This is a genomic window from Rossellomorea sedimentorum (assembly GCF_046237645.1).
GTDB classification, from domain to species: domain Bacteria; phylum Bacillota; class Bacilli; order Bacillales; family Bacillaceae_B; genus Rossellomorea; species Rossellomorea sedimentorum.
The window spans coordinates 3809882-3825076 of record NZ_CP143546.1 but is presented as its reverse complement, the minus strand read 5'-3'; the positions used below and the strand labels follow the sequence as shown (position 1 = coordinate 3825076).

At 40.1% G+C, this 15195-nt stretch carries 12 protein-coding genes and 1 riboswitch; of the genes, 8 read left to right on the top strand and 4 right to left on the bottom strand.

The window, feature by feature from the left end:
• Positions 1-7: 7 nt before the first annotated feature.
• The 4 genes from V1502_RS18700 (at position 8) to V1502_RS18685 (ending at position 3932) form a co-directional block, all read left to right on the top strand.
• Positions 8-583, top strand: a complete 576-nt coding sequence (locus V1502_RS18700) for a DoxX family protein (RefSeq protein ID WP_409252099.1) — start codon at positions 8-10, stop codon at positions 581-583.
• Positions 580-1176, top strand: a complete 597-nt coding sequence (locus tag V1502_RS18695; RefSeq protein ID WP_409252098.1) for a hypothetical protein — start codon at positions 580-582, stop codon at positions 1174-1176. Before V1502_RS18700 ends, V1502_RS18695 begins: the two co-directional genes overlap by 4 nt.
• A 34-nt stretch (positions 1177-1210) precedes the next feature.
• Positions 1211-1522: a hypothetical protein gene (locus V1502_RS18690; RefSeq protein WP_409252097.1), complete on the top strand. Its 312-nt coding sequence runs from the start codon at positions 1211-1213 to the stop codon at positions 1520-1522.
• A 379-nt stretch (positions 1523-1901) separates the two neighbouring features.
• Positions 1902-3932 carry a hypothetical protein gene (locus V1502_RS18685; protein ID WP_409252096.1) on the top strand — a complete coding sequence of 677 codons (2031 nt, stop codon included), beginning with the start codon at positions 1902-1904 and terminating at the stop codon, positions 3930-3932.
• A 347-nt stretch (positions 3933-4279) separates the two neighbouring features.
• Here the strand turns inward: V1502_RS18685 and V1502_RS18680 are convergent, their stop codons facing one another.
• From V1502_RS18680 to V1502_RS18665, 4 genes are all read right to left on the bottom strand, one after another.
• Positions 4280-5755 (bottom strand): L,D-transpeptidase, encoded by a 1476-nt coding sequence (locus V1502_RS18680; RefSeq protein WP_409252095.1) that lies wholly within the window; start codon positions 5753-5755, stop codon positions 4280-4282.
• A 685-nt stretch (positions 5756-6440) separates the two neighbouring features.
• Positions 6441-8273 carry a diguanylate cyclase gene (locus V1502_RS18675; protein WP_409252094.1) on the bottom strand — a complete coding sequence of 611 codons (1833 nt, stop codon included), beginning with the start codon at positions 8271-8273 and terminating at the stop codon, positions 6441-6443.
• Positions 8263-8820, bottom strand: coding sequence for a DUF5317 domain-containing protein (locus V1502_RS18670; RefSeq protein ID WP_409252093.1), 558 nt, complete (start codon positions 8818-8820; stop codon positions 8263-8265). Before V1502_RS18670 ends, V1502_RS18675 begins: the two co-directional genes overlap by 11 nt.
• Before the next feature lie 531 nt (positions 8821-9351).
• A riboswitch (cyclic di-GMP riboswitch) is annotated at positions 9352-9442 on the bottom strand.
• Between the two features lie 703 nt (positions 9443-10145).
• Positions 10146-10742, bottom strand: a complete 597-nt coding sequence (locus V1502_RS18665; RefSeq protein WP_409252092.1) for a flavin reductase family protein — start codon at positions 10740-10742, stop codon at positions 10146-10148.
• A 293-nt stretch (positions 10743-11035) separates the two neighbouring features.
• Here V1502_RS18665 and V1502_RS18660 point away from each other — a divergent pair, with 293 nt between their 5' ends.
• The 4 genes from V1502_RS18660 to leuD are packed head-to-tail and all read left to right on the top strand — an operon-like array spanning position 11036 to position 15189.
• Positions 11036-12238 (top strand): CaiB/BaiF CoA transferase family protein, encoded by a 1203-nt coding sequence (locus V1502_RS18660; RefSeq protein ID WP_409252091.1) that lies wholly within the window; start codon positions 11036-11038, stop codon positions 12236-12238.
• Positions 12239-12241: 3 nt separating this feature from the next.
• Positions 12242-13147 carry a hydroxymethylglutaryl-CoA lyase gene (locus V1502_RS18655; RefSeq protein ID WP_409252090.1) on the top strand — a complete coding sequence of 302 codons (906 nt, stop codon included), beginning with the start codon at positions 12242-12244 and terminating at the stop codon, positions 13145-13147.
• A 16-nt stretch (positions 13148-13163) separates the two neighbouring features.
• Entirely contained in the window at positions 13164-14600 is a 1437-nt protein-coding gene (gene leuC, locus V1502_RS18650; RefSeq protein WP_409252089.1) for a 3-isopropylmalate dehydratase large subunit, read from the top strand.
• Positions 14578-15189, top strand: a complete 612-nt coding sequence (gene leuD, locus V1502_RS18645) for a 3-isopropylmalate dehydratase small subunit (protein ID WP_409252088.1) — start codon at positions 14578-14580, stop codon at positions 15187-15189. Before leuC ends, leuD begins: the two co-directional genes overlap by 23 nt.
• Positions 15190-15195 lie beyond the last annotated feature (6 nt).

The window sequence follows — 15195 nt, the reverse complement described above, 5'->3', positions numbered from 1 at the left end:
GGATAATATGGACTATTTAGTATTAATAGGAAGACTTTTACTTTTTACAATTTTTTTTAGCAGTGGTCTTGATAAAATGAAGGATTTCAACACTCACTTAGAAACATTGAAGGATTATAAGATTATTCCTCCATCCTTTATTAAGCTCTCTGGAGTTATTGGGATCTTTTTGGAATTAGTGTTAAGTACGTTTCTTTTAGTAGGAATTTTCCTGAAGGTAACAACATTCTTGTTAGGTTTGCTCTTAGTCACTTATACGTTATTTATTTCTATTAATCTAATTAGAGGGAGAAACAATATTTCCTGTGGCTGCGGGGGAGTTCTTGGAGAAAAGGTAATATCAAGTTCACTAGTGTTTAGAAATATTATTTTCATCCTAATTGCAGGGATTATCCTATTTACGGAAAGTTATTTGATGAGCATAGATGGCTTCTTCATTGGAATGAATGTAGGTGAAATTGTCACCCTGGAAGTCTTTGCAACTCTATTCACTTTTATTCTGGTAGTGTTATTAGTTCAGATATTTAGAAAGAGTCGTTTTATATATAAAAATTTCAGTAGTACTGATGAGGTGACGAAATGAGCACAGTGATGATTATAGCATATTCGGTACAATGGATTGTACTAGTATTTTTAATGGTTCTACTATATAGGTTATTAAAGTTGATAGGTAGATATATTCAACTTGCAGAAAGCGGGATGGCTGGTACTCAAAACCAAAATCCTATGGATATTGGACCGAAATTATATTCCAATGCTCCTTTAATTGAAACTAAATATATTGGAAGTAATGAGATGTTTTCATTAACAAAATGGGATGAATCAAAAAGCCAAAAGTTATTAATGTTTTTAGCGCCAGGCTGTAGCGCATGTGAGAAATTACTAGAGGATTTCACTACAGCTGAAAAGTTTATCAACACAGAGATTATAGGGGTGATTTCAACTAAAGGAAACAGTAAAAATTTTGACCTTTCCACACACCCTTATGTAAATCAACTTCAAGAAAAAAACATTCCTGTCATTTCGTCTAAAGCAATTGATAAGGGTTACAATATTAACACATTCCCTCATGGAATATTAATTGATAGGAATTTAAAAGTCATAGGAAAGTCTGTGTTATTCAACGAAGATTCAATTTACAAGCTAGTGGATAAGCAAAGTATGAAATCCGCTTAAATCTTGCTTAAATAAGAATTGAGGAGGGCTTAACTTGAAAAAAGTAATTGTAACGTCCTTATTGTCTGCAGTCGTAATAGCTTTAGTTATTTGGGTTACGAGTATAATCTTTTCTTACTCATATAGTGAATGGGGCTTCTTTATTGGTCTTGGCTTAACCGTTGTACTTTTCTTTTTTAGCAGTAGTGGCGGGGCTTTATCGAAAGGTGCCACGCTGGATGCAAGTGAGTCAAGGTGGAAAATCCAAGAAGACAATGAATTAAAAGCAAATGTCGGAGGAGTTTTTTATGGATCTGTTCTATTTACCGTCATTAGTTTTATCTTCATGATAATCACATATTTTTAGATTGGTGTATAACTATAATAAGTAGTCACACCTGATTAAAAGGTTCCTTTAAATGAAAAATTGTTTTTAATAGAAGGGGATAAATCATTTTGGCACTACTATGGAGGTTCCCCAACTAATTCAATACCAAGTTTATTTCCTACTGTATAATCGCCGACGTGAAATGGAATTTAATATAGGCAGATTACTATATATAAGTGGAATTACTTTCTGCAATAATCTTGAAATGGTTCAAACTATTATTATTAAACGTTAAGCTAGACCTTAGCATAATTTTTCAGGTTATTAAAACAGTAAATCTTTTTCTGGTATACCTCATCCCATTGAGCTGCCGGGAAAGAGTTATCTACGTTGTATGGGCAGAGGAGGGGAAGGGTTTATGAAAGTATTAAAAATTGCACTAAGTACGTTGTTAGGGTTGGTTGGAATTGTTTTGATAAGCTGTATCCCCACGTTTTTTAAAAATGGATGGAACCTAAATTTGTTGTTGTATATCCAAGAGGTATGGTCTGTTACTAAAACAATCTTTTCCCCGTCAGACTGGTACTTTGAAAAGCACGTAAATCATAAGATTATAGAAAGCCCTCTAATTTCTTACATAGTTGATAACTATATATATTCGTTAACTATTCTCTTATCTTCGCTTTTAATCGCCTTTGTTCTGGGCTTCGCTTTTGCTCTATCGATCTTTTTCTTTTCACGGAAAAAGATTGTTTTTCGATTGTTAAATAGTTTAGAAGCATTACCCGATTTGATATTTATCTTCGCATTGCAACTATTCGTTGTCTGGTTTTATAAGGTGTATGGGATTATATTATTTGAATTTGTGTATTTAGGAGAAGAGAGAATTTATTTATCTCCTATCATTTCATTAAGTATTTTACCTACCATCCTCTTTTTTAAAGTGATTTTGCTTTTGCTTGAGGAAGAGTGGAATAAAGAATATGTTCAGTTAGCAAAAAGCAAAGGGATGGATAAGTTTCATATTCTATTACACCATTGCATTCGGAATATAAAAAAGAATATGATCATTCAATCAAAACCTATTGTATGGGCAACTATTTCCAGCTTGTTGGTAGTGGAGTATCTGCATAATTTTTATGGGATTGTAAGGTTAGTATTCTTTGACACGCGGCCATTTATAATCGCTGTTGCACTTGCATTACTCTTTGTGCCGTTTTTTCTGATCTACAATCTGCTTCAAGTACTCTTCAAAATAGAAGAAAAAGAATTAGAGTTCAGTGAAAATGAATTATTGTTTCGAAGAGTAAGTTTTCTATCTTGGGATTCTAGCGCATTACAGATGAAAAATGTTTTGAGTAAGTTAGTTTTTTTTACTAAACAATTTACTTCGGCTACCCTTCATTTGATAAAAAGACCTAAGTTTTTATTCGGGTTTATCTATTTAGTGGGTTTTGTGGTCATAAGTGTGTCCTACCCTTATATAAAAGATGTACCAATTGAGCGAATCGGTGTTTATAAGGATGACTCTGGAGAATATCACTCTCCTCCACATCCTCCTGGAGAAGTGTTGCTGGGAACCGATACCTATGGCTACTCTATCTTTGATATTTTAATGACAGGAGCAAAATATACCATATTAATTTCAGCATTGATTGCCTTGTTGCGTATAGTAATAGGATATTTTTTAACCATACCTTATATATTTTGGTTAGGGCGAAAATCAAAATTTGTTATTAACAAAATAGCAGATGGAATGCAATTTATCCCTCTGACGTTAATTGCATATGTACTATTAGTTCAACCAGTCTTCTTTTTAGAAAGGGATAAAGCAATAGCTGAATCGTTAATACTTGAAAACACATTATTAGAAATTGGAATCTTGGTTATCTTTGTTGTTCCAATTATGGTCAATACTCTGGGGAATGAGGCTGACTTGGTTTTAAAGAAAGATTTTAACCAGGCAGCCATAATGTTGGGAGGTAGTAAAACTCGTATTTTCCTCAAACATATAACTCCACATTTACTTCCTAAATTGTTTTTCTTATTTGGACAGCAGATGATTCTTGTATTACAAGTATTTATGCACCTTGCTGTTTTTTCTCTTTTCTTGGGAGGGACCATTAGTATGGGAGGGTATGGAGTATCACAATCCCTTTTAAACGAATGGACTTACTTGTTTGAGGGGATGAGGATGGCGATTATGACAGGAAGATACTGGTTTATTATTCCTGTACTGCTTTTGTATATAATTCTAATCTTTTCTATACAGGCTGTCATCAGTAGTATTATTGAACAGTTACAAGCTAATATAGGTGTTTTCCCTAAGTCACAAAAGAAACATCAATCTGAAGTAGTGGAAAAACATCTTGTTAAAAAAGAAAGACAAGAGAAAAGTATTGTAGGGAACAAAAGTGATGATTTTTCAGTTGTAAGTCGATCTTATTAACACCTCGGATTCGGATCTAAAATGATTTCACAAGCAGGACCTTTCCCCAAGATAACAAGGGAAAGGTCCTGCTTCCTAATTTAACTTCTCTATTTACCTCAAAGGTCTAGGAAGATGAAGATTTTTATATATAATAATTTTTATCCTTGGGAGTCTTATATAGACCTCTAATCATTTTAGTTGTATACATAGTCTGAAATTCAGGTGGGATACACTTCATCATACTCATTGTATACCTGTTTATATGCAATGAAGGATTTAGTAAAGAGCTCTTTACTTTGTAAGTGTTGACCTTGTGGATAATTGCTATGAAAATTCTCAGTGAGGCTCCTCTACCTCCATATTCGTTATCCCGCCCACCCAAAAATCTCATCTGTCGTTTGAATGATTTCAGGCTCTTCCTCCGGTGAAATGAACTCCAAGTTTTTGATAGTGGTAAGTCCTGCCATAGCTGAAGGGGTATCCATGATAGTAACAGCTGCCCCCTTAGGTACAAAATCAAAGATCTCTTGTACATCTTCATTCAACAGCCTGATACAGCCGAGTGATTGTTCTTTGCCGATGGAACCTTCCTCGATTGTCCCATGTATGGCGTAATCACCCATTCCCAGTCCTGCTTCCCCGAACATATTTGATCGCATTCCCTGCGGGTCCAATACACGACTTTCGATAGAAAACGTCTCTGCAGGAGTAGAATTGTTTTTCCCAAGCCCGACTGGCGCTGTACTCATAATATAGGGAGAGTTTTTCACCATTAAGGTAAAGGCACTCTTGTCAATCACCACTTCCACCGGGTTAAACGGAATATGGATAGCTTCCTTGGAGGAGCTATCCATAATATTCGGGTATACCATTTCGGCAATATTCTGGGCATCTTTGTGATAGATCCATCCCCCGTTCCCGGAAAGTGTTGGTGCGACTTGGTTTGAACCCAGAAATAGCTCTTTTGGAATAAAGCTTAAATAGTTGTCAGGATAATCGTTTACCAAGCTTTCAAGGTCTGCCGGGGGTGCTCCCTTTTCATCAATATAAGCTTTCAGGGCTGTCCTGAGGAGATTCGTGCTGATATAGGTATAAGAGTAAGGGTCTTCCGGCTCATTTAGATTGTTCAAAAATCGTATTCTAACAGGTTCATCCAGCGTTGAATTATATTCGGCAACGACAAATGCCTGCTCCTTTACCCGGTCACTCTTCAGTGGCAGAACTTCTTGTGAAAGGGTGGAATCTGCCGACCTGACGCCGTATAAAAGCAAATTCTTATTGGAAAGTTCTTTTCCCATGCTTATGGCTTTAGAGTATAAAGAGTTCTCCACTTCTTGAAGCGGGGTGTCAACTGGGAAATAAAATATATAGGGAATGTCTTCGGTTTCGTAGACAACCTCCATGCCGGTATCCCAATCTTTTAACTGGGCAACCGCCATCCTAAGGTTGTCTCCTTTCCAAAACAGCATTCCCAGTATAAAAACGTTCACTAGAATAAGAGAGGCAATAATGGTTTTAAGGTAAAAAGGTACTTTCATTGCAGAAGGGGCGTCAAGTTCTTGATGATGCGGCTCCATCATTTCCTCTAAAGACTTACAGGCAGCCTTCGCCTTATAGTAGTAGGGAGACTCTACTTGAGCTGCCTTTTGATAATGGAGGTAAGCCTTCACTAACGCACCATCTTCTTCCCATTTTTTCGCCAGGTGGTAGTGAGCCTCCGGGGATTGGGGATCTTTATAGCGTAGAACCTTTTCAAAATACTGAGGGTCGCTCTTCGACAGATAGAGGTTTTTATGCAGCTTCACGAGGTTTTTTTTAACATGGCTTTCAAATTGGCTCATGTATTATCGATCCTTCCTTTTATAGATTGAAGGTATTAGTAGTTTAGCTGGCGTCTGTGAGTGCAAATGAAGTTAAAAGCAGGTTGAAATGGCTGGATAGGTTGGTAAGGTTAATTTATAGTTGTGCATTAAAAGATACCCAAACACTCACTATAGTGGTTTTTATTGTTCTTTATAATGAACAACTTATTAAAGCTAGTCTACACTATTTTTTTGTGACAGTAAAGTGAAAAGTACATATTTTTCTGTATAAAGAACAAAAAGGTAGCGGAGTGTCTGAATATAAGAATTAAGGGGGGATAAAATTGAGGTAACTGTAACCTACAGTAAGAGAGGCATGAATTACTACTTCGGAGTGTTGGCGGTACAGATTTTTATTAGCACCATTATGGATGGCAACTGTTTCATCTGAAACGGTATGAAGTGAGCGGCACACCGAACTGATATGACCTTCCTTTCGAAAATCTTACATTTAAGCAGATGTGGAAATGGAGACAGAGAACTTATAAGAATAAAGGAGGCATCAGAGGGCGGTACCTTGCCAGACTATTCACTTAGCCTAGGCTGAAGGCTGTATAGGAAGGAAAAGTAAAATGTATTCATAAAAAAAAGGACCAGCTTTAGTAGACTGATCCTCCTTCCTGCGTAGGTCGGGATTCGGAACCTCTCCGTCCATCTTAAGTACCTACACAACTTTTCCTAATTCGGTTTTTAAAATCTCTTCTACTTCAATTTCCGGTTTTAACTCACTGATCATTTCTATAAAAGGAATGACAAGGTCAGGGTCAAATTGTTCGCCGGAACAGCGGACGATTTCCTTTAATGCTTCTGCAGCGGATCTGGCTTTCTGGTAGGGGCGGTTTGTTGTCATGGCATCAAAACAATCTACAATGGTCAAGATGCGGGCCTCGAGAGGAATATCATGTCCTGCTAATTGATCAGGATAGCCCCTCCCGTCAAAACGTTCATGATGATGGCGTATCATTGGAAGGCAATGCTGAAACTCCTTGATAGGTTCCACTATCTGCTCTCCCCAGATAACGTGCATTTTGATGGTTTCCCATTCCTCTTGATCTAACTTAGAGGTCTTGTTCAATATTTCAGTAGGAACCTCCACTTTGCCGATGTCATGCAATAACGCACCATATCGTACATTTTTAACAATAGCCGGTGACAATCCCATCTTTTTTGCTAGCAGTTCAGCATACTCCATGATTCTTTCAGTATGACCGTAAGTGTAGCGATCCTTTGAATTAATGATCATCAGAAACGTTCTTAAGGACTGCAGAACCTCATCTTCGTCTTTTGAAGAGAACTGATATTTTCCTTTTAGTTCATCAATGACAGAAGTGTATAACTGCACCTTATTTCTGGTGCTGTATTTCGTTTTATACAGAGCTTGGTCGGCCAGCATGATGAGCTGTTCACGCCTTGCAGCCATTTCCGGGGAGGTAGAAACGCCAATCGAAACAGTGACTCTTTTTTGCGGCATATGTTCAATTCCATAGAACTCATGGCTGGCTACTTTTTCTCTAATGGACTCGGCAATTTTCATAGCTTTATCAGTGTCTATATTAGGCAGGATGATAGCAAATTCTTCTCCGCCATACCGGCATGCTATTCCCGTTTCTGGAATGGTATCTTTAACTATTGCCGCTAATTCAGAAAGCAGTTTATCTCCCTGAGGGTGTCCAAACGTATCATTATATATCTTAAAGTGGTCAATATCCAATAATAGGAGGGCCACTTTATCTTCAGTTTCTAATGATTTTTCAAATTGTTCTTGAAAGAATCGATGATTATATAATTTTGTCAATTCATCTACTTCACTAAGCGCGCGGAAGTGATCGAACATCTGATAATAACTGCGGTAAGAAACACCGAGTGTCCACATAATGGCACAAAATACAATCATGCCCATCATGCCTTCGTACTGTACGACGACGGCCATGATCAATCCCAGGGCCATCATGGTAAAGAAAATGAGAACAGCCTTTCGATCGAAGAAAAGCTTTAAATAAAAAAATAAGGGTTTATCATCTCTTAACGCCAAATACGTTGAGAGCAACAATACATTGGTTAGATAAAAGCCAATGGAAAAGGCGATAAATGCCGGTAAATTAAGAATATAAGACGCAGTTTCTACATTATAAAATTGATAATAAAACAAAAATCCGACTAATGCTGACAGGCAGAATTGTATGCCATTAAAAAAGTGGTTAATCCATTTTTCAGGGTTGATCACTACTAATAAAATAAACATGGCACTACAAATCAGGAGAACTGTGTACGTGCCATAGATTAAACCAGCAGTATAAAGTAAAGGGGTTACCAGGGACAGGGTATCACTGGAAGGAAGAACGATAGGCTTTAGATCAAATAAAGTAGCAGCTGCCGCAAAAGTGACGACTATAACCCAAGTATCTATATTTATAGGTCTGTACAAATGAGAAAAAGTAATGAGAAAGGTAAGCAGGCATAACACTTGATAACCAAGCAATCTATAGTTATGTTTCAAGCCCATTCACTTCCTTGTAATTTTTCTTACCTTTTACCATTGCTGCATAAAAGAACAAAATGACGCCTAATGAAAATACAATATCTCCCAAGCTGATGATGGTCTGGTGGGGATACGGATGTTGAAGAAAGAAAATATCGCCTAAAAAGTTCAGGTGTGTTTGGTCAGTAAGCGCGGTATGCTTTCCATATGTACCGGCTAAAAGGGCTGGGACATCCTGCGGAGAGAGAATCCTTGCAGCATCGATGTCTACCGGCATACGGCCGCCGTTTGCTACCATGACGGCAACATTAAGCAGAATTCCAATGACCATATATTTGAATCCAGGAAACTTTCTATTGAAGAAGCAGAATAGAAGCAAACCCATATTACTTATAATGACTGCCCATAATAAATGTTCACTCAGAAAGAAAATAGACGAAAATTGAACTAAAAAGGATGCTGCTATGATCCAGGGATGTTTTAGGGATATGGATAAAAGCCCTTGAAAACTGCCCCCGAGAATTAAGGCAATAATGATTCCAATTACAATACTATCAATGAACATGAAGATCCCTCCAAGTGATTAAAAGAACCTACAAAGAGCTGGACATATGCTCTTCCAGCTCTTTGTAATTAATAAGGAAATAGAATTTATTATAATTTAAATTAAACCTTATCCTAATCTGAAACCGGATACAGATGAAAGAACGAAAAGAGTGGCAAAGAATAAAAAACTAATCAATTTGAACTTCATGGGTATTCACATCCCTCTTTGTTAAATTTGTATTGAATTTCAATTCACTTTACGTTAAGTCAGTTTCCATCCGAATAATGGCTTGTAAAAATGGTTTTGTAGAGTAGTCAGTAAACGTTTCATATTAATATCTCTCCCGATCAATAGTTTTTAACCAAGTCTGAATCCGGAAACAGCAGAAAGAACAAACATCGTCCCGTAGATAAGAACCATCGTAATTCGTAGTTTCATTGATATTTACCTCCTTTTAATTTGTGCTTGACAAGCAAAAGGATCAATATGTAAACAGAAAGCCCATTATGAATGATCATAATGGGCATATTATCTCAAGGTGTAATCCTCGCTTGCAGCTGGCTGGCTTTGTACTGATGATAGTACTTTAGCCCCTGTAGCTTTGCGCCCCACCATTTCTAGTGATTTGCCCTTACGAAAATATTAAGTTGTTAGGTAAATAAACCTAGGTTTAAATGCCTATGTCTATAATAATACTAACTTTCAAAAAATAACAGCATAAATTTTCGACAAATTAATATTTTTGTGTTTTAAGTGGAAGGGTGTTTAATACTACGATGATTACTAGTAGCTGATTATTATTATATTTACAAAGTGTGATGGGGATAAAAACTAGTGAGAATATAAATAGTAGCTTTAAGTATGCTGAAGTGTTTTTTTAAAGTTATTATTTTAGAATTATAATTTTTTGTGAGAATGACTACATTAATGCTCTGAACTTTGTCGAATGAAAATTTATAAACTTTACGAAACTTTCAGGGAAAGTCAGATACTTAATATGTCCCTAACTTAACTAATTTCACTTAAATAAATAGTTTGGGGGAAAGGAATTCTCGTGATTTAGTGCTTTAAAGTACCAAAAGGGACTGTCCCTCTTAGCGCTTTAAAGCGCTAAATCGCATGGGACTAAGTATCTGGGATAGGTATTAAACAAACGTTTAATTAATATGAGGAAAGTCCTTTCAGTTCTAGGTACATTCAGGACATGTATTTAATAAAGACAGAAAAAGACGAACTCTTTAAAGTGAAAGTGTTCGTCTTTTTGGCGTTTTTCTGGCGCGGTTATTGATTTCTCTTTTTTTCTTCTGGCACAGTTATCTTTTATCTAGCAACTATATTTCTAGTTATCTCGGCAAGCGGAAAAATTCCTTGTTTTCACTGTAGTTTCCTGCTAACCGGCCCAGAGGCTGCAGCTTATCCAGATTGATTTTGTAATTGCCTAAGTAGTACTCTTCTTCAATGTGGTACTTTACCATTCTGCCGATGATCAGGTGGTCGCTTCCCAGCTTGATGATTTGTTCGAGTTGGCATTCCATATGGATTGGGGCTTCTTTCACTCTCTTAGGTTTAACAACAGTACTGTCGATTGGTGTGAGCCCGGCTTCTTCAAATTCATCGGTGGTGCTTGGGAGGTTTTCTGCACTTTTCTGCATGGGATTTCCCAGGGATGCTGGAACCACATTGATGACAAATTCTTTCTGAGATCGGATATTGACCAGTGTATCCTTTTCCGTACCTTCCCTTTCTCCAACTCCTGGGCCTACTGAAATACAAAGCATCGGAGGATTTCTGGAGGCTACTGTAAAGAAACTGAATGGTGCTAAATTTAGTTCTCCTTTTTCTGAAATAGTTGATACCCAGGCGATGGGGCGGGGAACCACAGAGCCACTTAACAATTTGTAAACATTTTTTACTTCAAGCTGAGTTGGATCAAATTCCACTTTGCAGGACTCCTTCCACATTATATCTTCGGCTTAACAATTAATTCCACACAGGTACCCTCCTATTCTAATACGCACACATAATAAATTGTCAACTGGTATTCTAATTACTTTCCAAGCAGTGGTTCCAGAGTGAAACGCCTCATATGTTTCACGAATAAGATTAAACGTTTCAATACTGAAACACATTAGGTGAAGTGAACTATCGAAAACCCTTTCATTTTAATTTTTTGAAAGTTGGCACACTTCTTGCATCTTTATCGGCAAAGGGAAACCAAGAAGGAGATGACACTATGGAGAATTTAAAACCCTTGGCAGGTTTAAAGGTATTAGAGATGGGCCAACTGATTGCCGGGCCATTTACCACCAGAATATTAGCGGAATTCGGCGCGGATGTCGTCAAGGTGGAGCCCCCGGGTAAGGGTGATCCGCTGAGAGACTGGCGCCATATTTATAAAGGCAGTTCACTGTGGTGGAGAGTTCAGTCAAGAAATAAAAAGTCTATCACCGTGAACTTAAGGAGTGAGGAAGGACAGGGAATTATCCGGGAGCTTGTGAAAGACTGTGACGTGGTAGTGGAAAATTTCAAGCCGGGCACCCTCGAGAAATGGGGACTGGGTTACGAGCAGTTAAGCGAAATCAACCCGGGTCTTGTGCTGGTCAGGGTGTCAGGTTACGGACAGGATGGGCCGTACAAAGAGAAGCCGGGATTTGGAAGCATTGGAGAATCCATTGGCGGGCTTCGTTATATTACCGGTTATCCTGACCGGGCACCTACTCGTGTAGGGATCAGCATCGGAGACTCGCTTGCAGCGTTGTACTCCGTGATTGGCACATTGATGGCTCTATATCACCGTGATGCAAAAGGAACAGGTGAAGGGCAGGTAATCGATGTCGCATTATACGAAGCGGTGTTCAGTCTAATGGAAGGAAGTCTCCTGGAGTACGATAAGCTCGGTGTTACTCGGGAACGTACCGGGTCCTCGCTGCCGGGTGTGGCTCCGTCCAATACATATCCATGCAAGGACGGGAAGTATATTGTCATTGGAGGGAACGGAGACAGTATTTATAAGCGTTTGATGGCTGCGATTGGACGTGAGGATTTGGCAGCTGACCCTCAATTTGCAACAAATTCCGGCAGAGCTGCGCAGGCCGATCTTTTAGATGAGGTCATTGGCGCCTGGACGCAGACACTGCCGTTTGAGGAAGCATTGGCCATTTTAGATGAAGCCAATGTTCCAGCTGGAGGGATTTATAGTATGGAGGACATTGTCAAAGACCCTCACTATGAGGCCAGGCAGATGATTCAAAGCTTTAAATTAAATGATGAAGAAGATATCAAGATTCCGGGAATCATTCCGAAAATGAGCAAAACACCGGGGGAAACAGAGTGGCTTGGACCTGAACTTGGTGAACATACAGAAAAGGTGCTTGAAGAGTGGCTGCGCTATGATTCAGATAAAATTCAATCCCTAAAAGAGAAAGGGGCTATCTAAAAAATGCAAAGGATACTGATCCAGGAGGTTGGACCAAGGGACGGCCTGCAGATGGAACCTGAGTTCTTCCCTACAGAAAAGAAAGTCGATCTGATCAATCAATTGAGTGATGCCGGGGTTGATAAGATAGAGGTTTCATCCTTTGTTTCGCCAAAGGCCATTCCGAATCTTAGAGATGCCGAGGAAGTTTTTCAAAGTATTAATAGAAAAGCTGGGGTTACGTATACAGCGCTGGTTCCAAACCTTAAGGGAGCAGAAAGGGCGGTTGCGGCTGGTGCCAATGAACTCAATCTTGTCGCTTCTGTCAGTGAAACTCATAATCAGAAAAATGTTCGTAAAACGGTTGATGAGTCTTTTGAAGGGTTTCAAGAGATTATGAGATTGGCAGGTGCTCATGAAATTCCCGTCAACGGAACGCTTGCCACCACATTTGGCTGCCCTTTTGAAGGAAGCATTGATGTACAGAAGGTCCTCCAATTAGTTGGTCGCTACCTGGAAATAGGAGCTTACGGCATCACGCTTGCCGATACGACCGGAATGGCTGTGCCGAATCAAGTATACAGACTATGTTCGGAGGTTCTCGACCGTTATCCGGATGTTCCGATCACTCTGCACTTCCATAACACGAGAGGAATGGGGTTGGCTAATGTGGTTGAAGGCATCCATGCAGGAGTGGTGCGCTTTGATGCTTCTGTTGGTGGTTTGGGCGGCTGTCCGTTTGCGCCGGGAGCAACCGGAAATATTTGTACAGAAGACTTGGTTCACATGCTCAAATTCATGGGGCATGAAGTCAGGGCGGATCTTTCGGCGCTGATCGCAGCATCCCGGTTTTTACAGAGTGAAATTGGCCATGAAGTGCCGGGGCAGGTTATTAAGTCAGGGCTGATAACCGACTTGCATTCCGCTTAAAGGAGGTGATAAGCAAATGGGCAAGACGCTATTCGAAAAAATATGGGATCAGCATGTGATTGAAACAGGTTTGGAACAACCGTTGTTGTACATTGATCTCCATCTGATCCATGAGGTTACATCCCCGCAGGCTTTTTCAAGACTTGATGAAGTGGGGAGGAAAGTCAGGCGTCCGGATTTGACGTTTGCCACAGCAGATCACAATGTACCAACGTCTGACCGCAGTCAGCCGATAACAGATGAATTAGCGAGGAAGCAAATTGAGTTCTTGCAGAAGAACTGTGAGAAGCATGGTATCCAGTTTTTTGGGCTCGATCATCCTGATAACGGCATTGTTCATGTCATTGCACCGGAAACCGGGTTGACGACGCCGGGGAAAACCATCGTTTGCGGGGACAGTCACACATCGACGCATGGAGCGTTTGGAGCGCTCGCATTCGGGATTGGTTCGAGTGAAATTACGCATGTCCTTGCCACACAGACACTGCTTCAGTCAAAGCCGAAGCAAATGCAGATTTCCATTGAAGGAGAACTGATGGAGGGTGTTACCAGCAAAGATGTGATACTGTATATCATCGGCAAAATCGGCACAAACGGGGGTGTTAACCACATTATCGAATTTACCGGATCCGCCATTGAAAGGATGTCGATGGAACAACGGATGACACTTTGCAATATGGCGATTGAGGCAGGGGCCAAGACTGGGCTGGTGGCACCAGACGAGAAAACCTTTGCCTACCTAAAAGGAAGGAAGTATGTACCTAAAGGCGAGGAATGGAAGCAGGCTGTAAAGGACTGGGAAACATTGAGATCGGATGCAGGTGCTGTCTATGATAGAGTCATCGAGATCAAGGCAGAATCCATACGGCCGCAAATCACATGGGGCACCAATCCGGGGCAGGTCGTGGATGTCGAGGGAGCAGTGCCGGAAGAATCGAGTTATCGTCCTGAGGAAAAGGAAAATCTCCGGAGGGTACTCGACTACATGGATCTCTCTCCGGGTGACAGGCTGCAGGACATATCGGTTGACCGGGTGTTCATCGGATCCTGCACCAATTCCAGGATTGAAGACTTACGTGCGGCAGCAAAGGTGGCAGAAGGGTATACAGTTCATCCAGATGTTCGGGCCATGGTGGTTCCTGGTTCCTATCATGTAAAAAAGCGCGCGGAACAAGAAGGATTGGATCACATTTTTAAAAAAGCAGGCTTTGAATGGAGAGAACCGGGGTGCAGCATGTGTGTCGGGATGAACCCTGATATCTTGCAACGGGGTGAACGGGCAGCTTCCACTTCAAACCGGAACTTTGAAGGACGGCAGGGTGCCGGCGGAAGGACGCATCTGGTCAGTCCGGTGATGGCTGCCGCTGCCGCTATCAAGGGTCATTTTACAGATATCCGGGATTGGGAATACCGAAACGAGGTGAATGTCGATGGAACCATTTCAAACACATAAAGGAAAGACGGTCTCTATCTATCGATCAGATATTGACACCGATATCATCATTCCGCAGCAGTTTTTAAAGCGGATTGAGCGGGATGGGTTCGGCCGGTTCCTTATGTTCAACTGGCGTTATGATTCAAAGGGTGAGGCTGTTGAGGATTTTCCTTTGAATGCCCGGAAGAACAGCGATGCTTCCATTTTACTGACCGGGAAGAATTTCGGCTGCGGATCTTCCAGGGAGAATGCGGTGTGGGCCTTGCTGGATTACGGTTTTAAAGTCATCATCGCCCCTTCTTTTGCCAACATTTTTAAAATCAACAGCTCTAAAAATGGTATTCTTTTAATAGAACTTCCAAAAGAAACGGTAGAAAAGCTAATTCAGTTGAGTAATGAAAATAAGGGGTATGAATTAACGGTCGATTTGGTGAAGCAGGTGCTGACGGATGGAGCAGGAAATACGATTGCTTTTTCAATCGACCCGTTAATCAGAAAAAAGCTGCTGCTTGGGCTGGATGATATTTCGATGGTACTGGAGTATGAAGAGGAGATACAACGGTTTGAAGAAAGACGCTCTTTTTATTCCAGTCCCGTAACGGGATAATTCCAC

Bases quoted from the DNA above. Each gene is read 5' to 3' on its own strand.
- V1502_RS18700 (WP_409252099.1), top strand. From the start codon at position 8: ATGGACTATTTAGTATTAATAGGAAGACTTTTACTTTTTACAATTTTT.
- V1502_RS18695 (WP_409252098.1), top strand. From the start codon at position 580: ATGAGCACAGTGATGATTATAGCATATTCGGTACAATGGATTGTACTA.
- V1502_RS18685 (WP_409252096.1), top strand. From the start codon at position 1,902: ATGAAAGTATTAAAAATTGCACTAAGTACGTTGTTAGGGTTGGTTGGA.
- V1502_RS18680 (WP_409252095.1), bottom strand. From the start codon at position 5,755: ATGAGCCAATTTGAAAGCCATGTTAAAAAAAACCTCGTGAAGCTGCAT.
- V1502_RS18670 (WP_409252093.1), bottom strand. From the start codon at position 8,820: ATGTTCATTGATAGTATTGTAATTGGAATCATTATTGCCTTAATTCTC.
- V1502_RS18660 (WP_409252091.1), top strand. From the start codon at position 11,036: ATGGAGAATTTAAAACCCTTGGCAGGTTTAAAGGTATTAGAGATGGGC.
- V1502_RS18655 (WP_409252090.1), top strand. From the start codon at position 12,242: ATGCAAAGGATACTGATCCAGGAGGTTGGACCAAGGGACGGCCTGCAG.
- leuC (WP_409252089.1), top strand. From the start codon at position 13,164: ATGGGCAAGACGCTATTCGAAAAAATATGGGATCAGCATGTGATTGAA.
- leuD (WP_409252088.1), top strand. From the start codon at position 14,578: ATGGAACCATTTCAAACACATAAAGGAAAGACGGTCTCTATCTATCGA.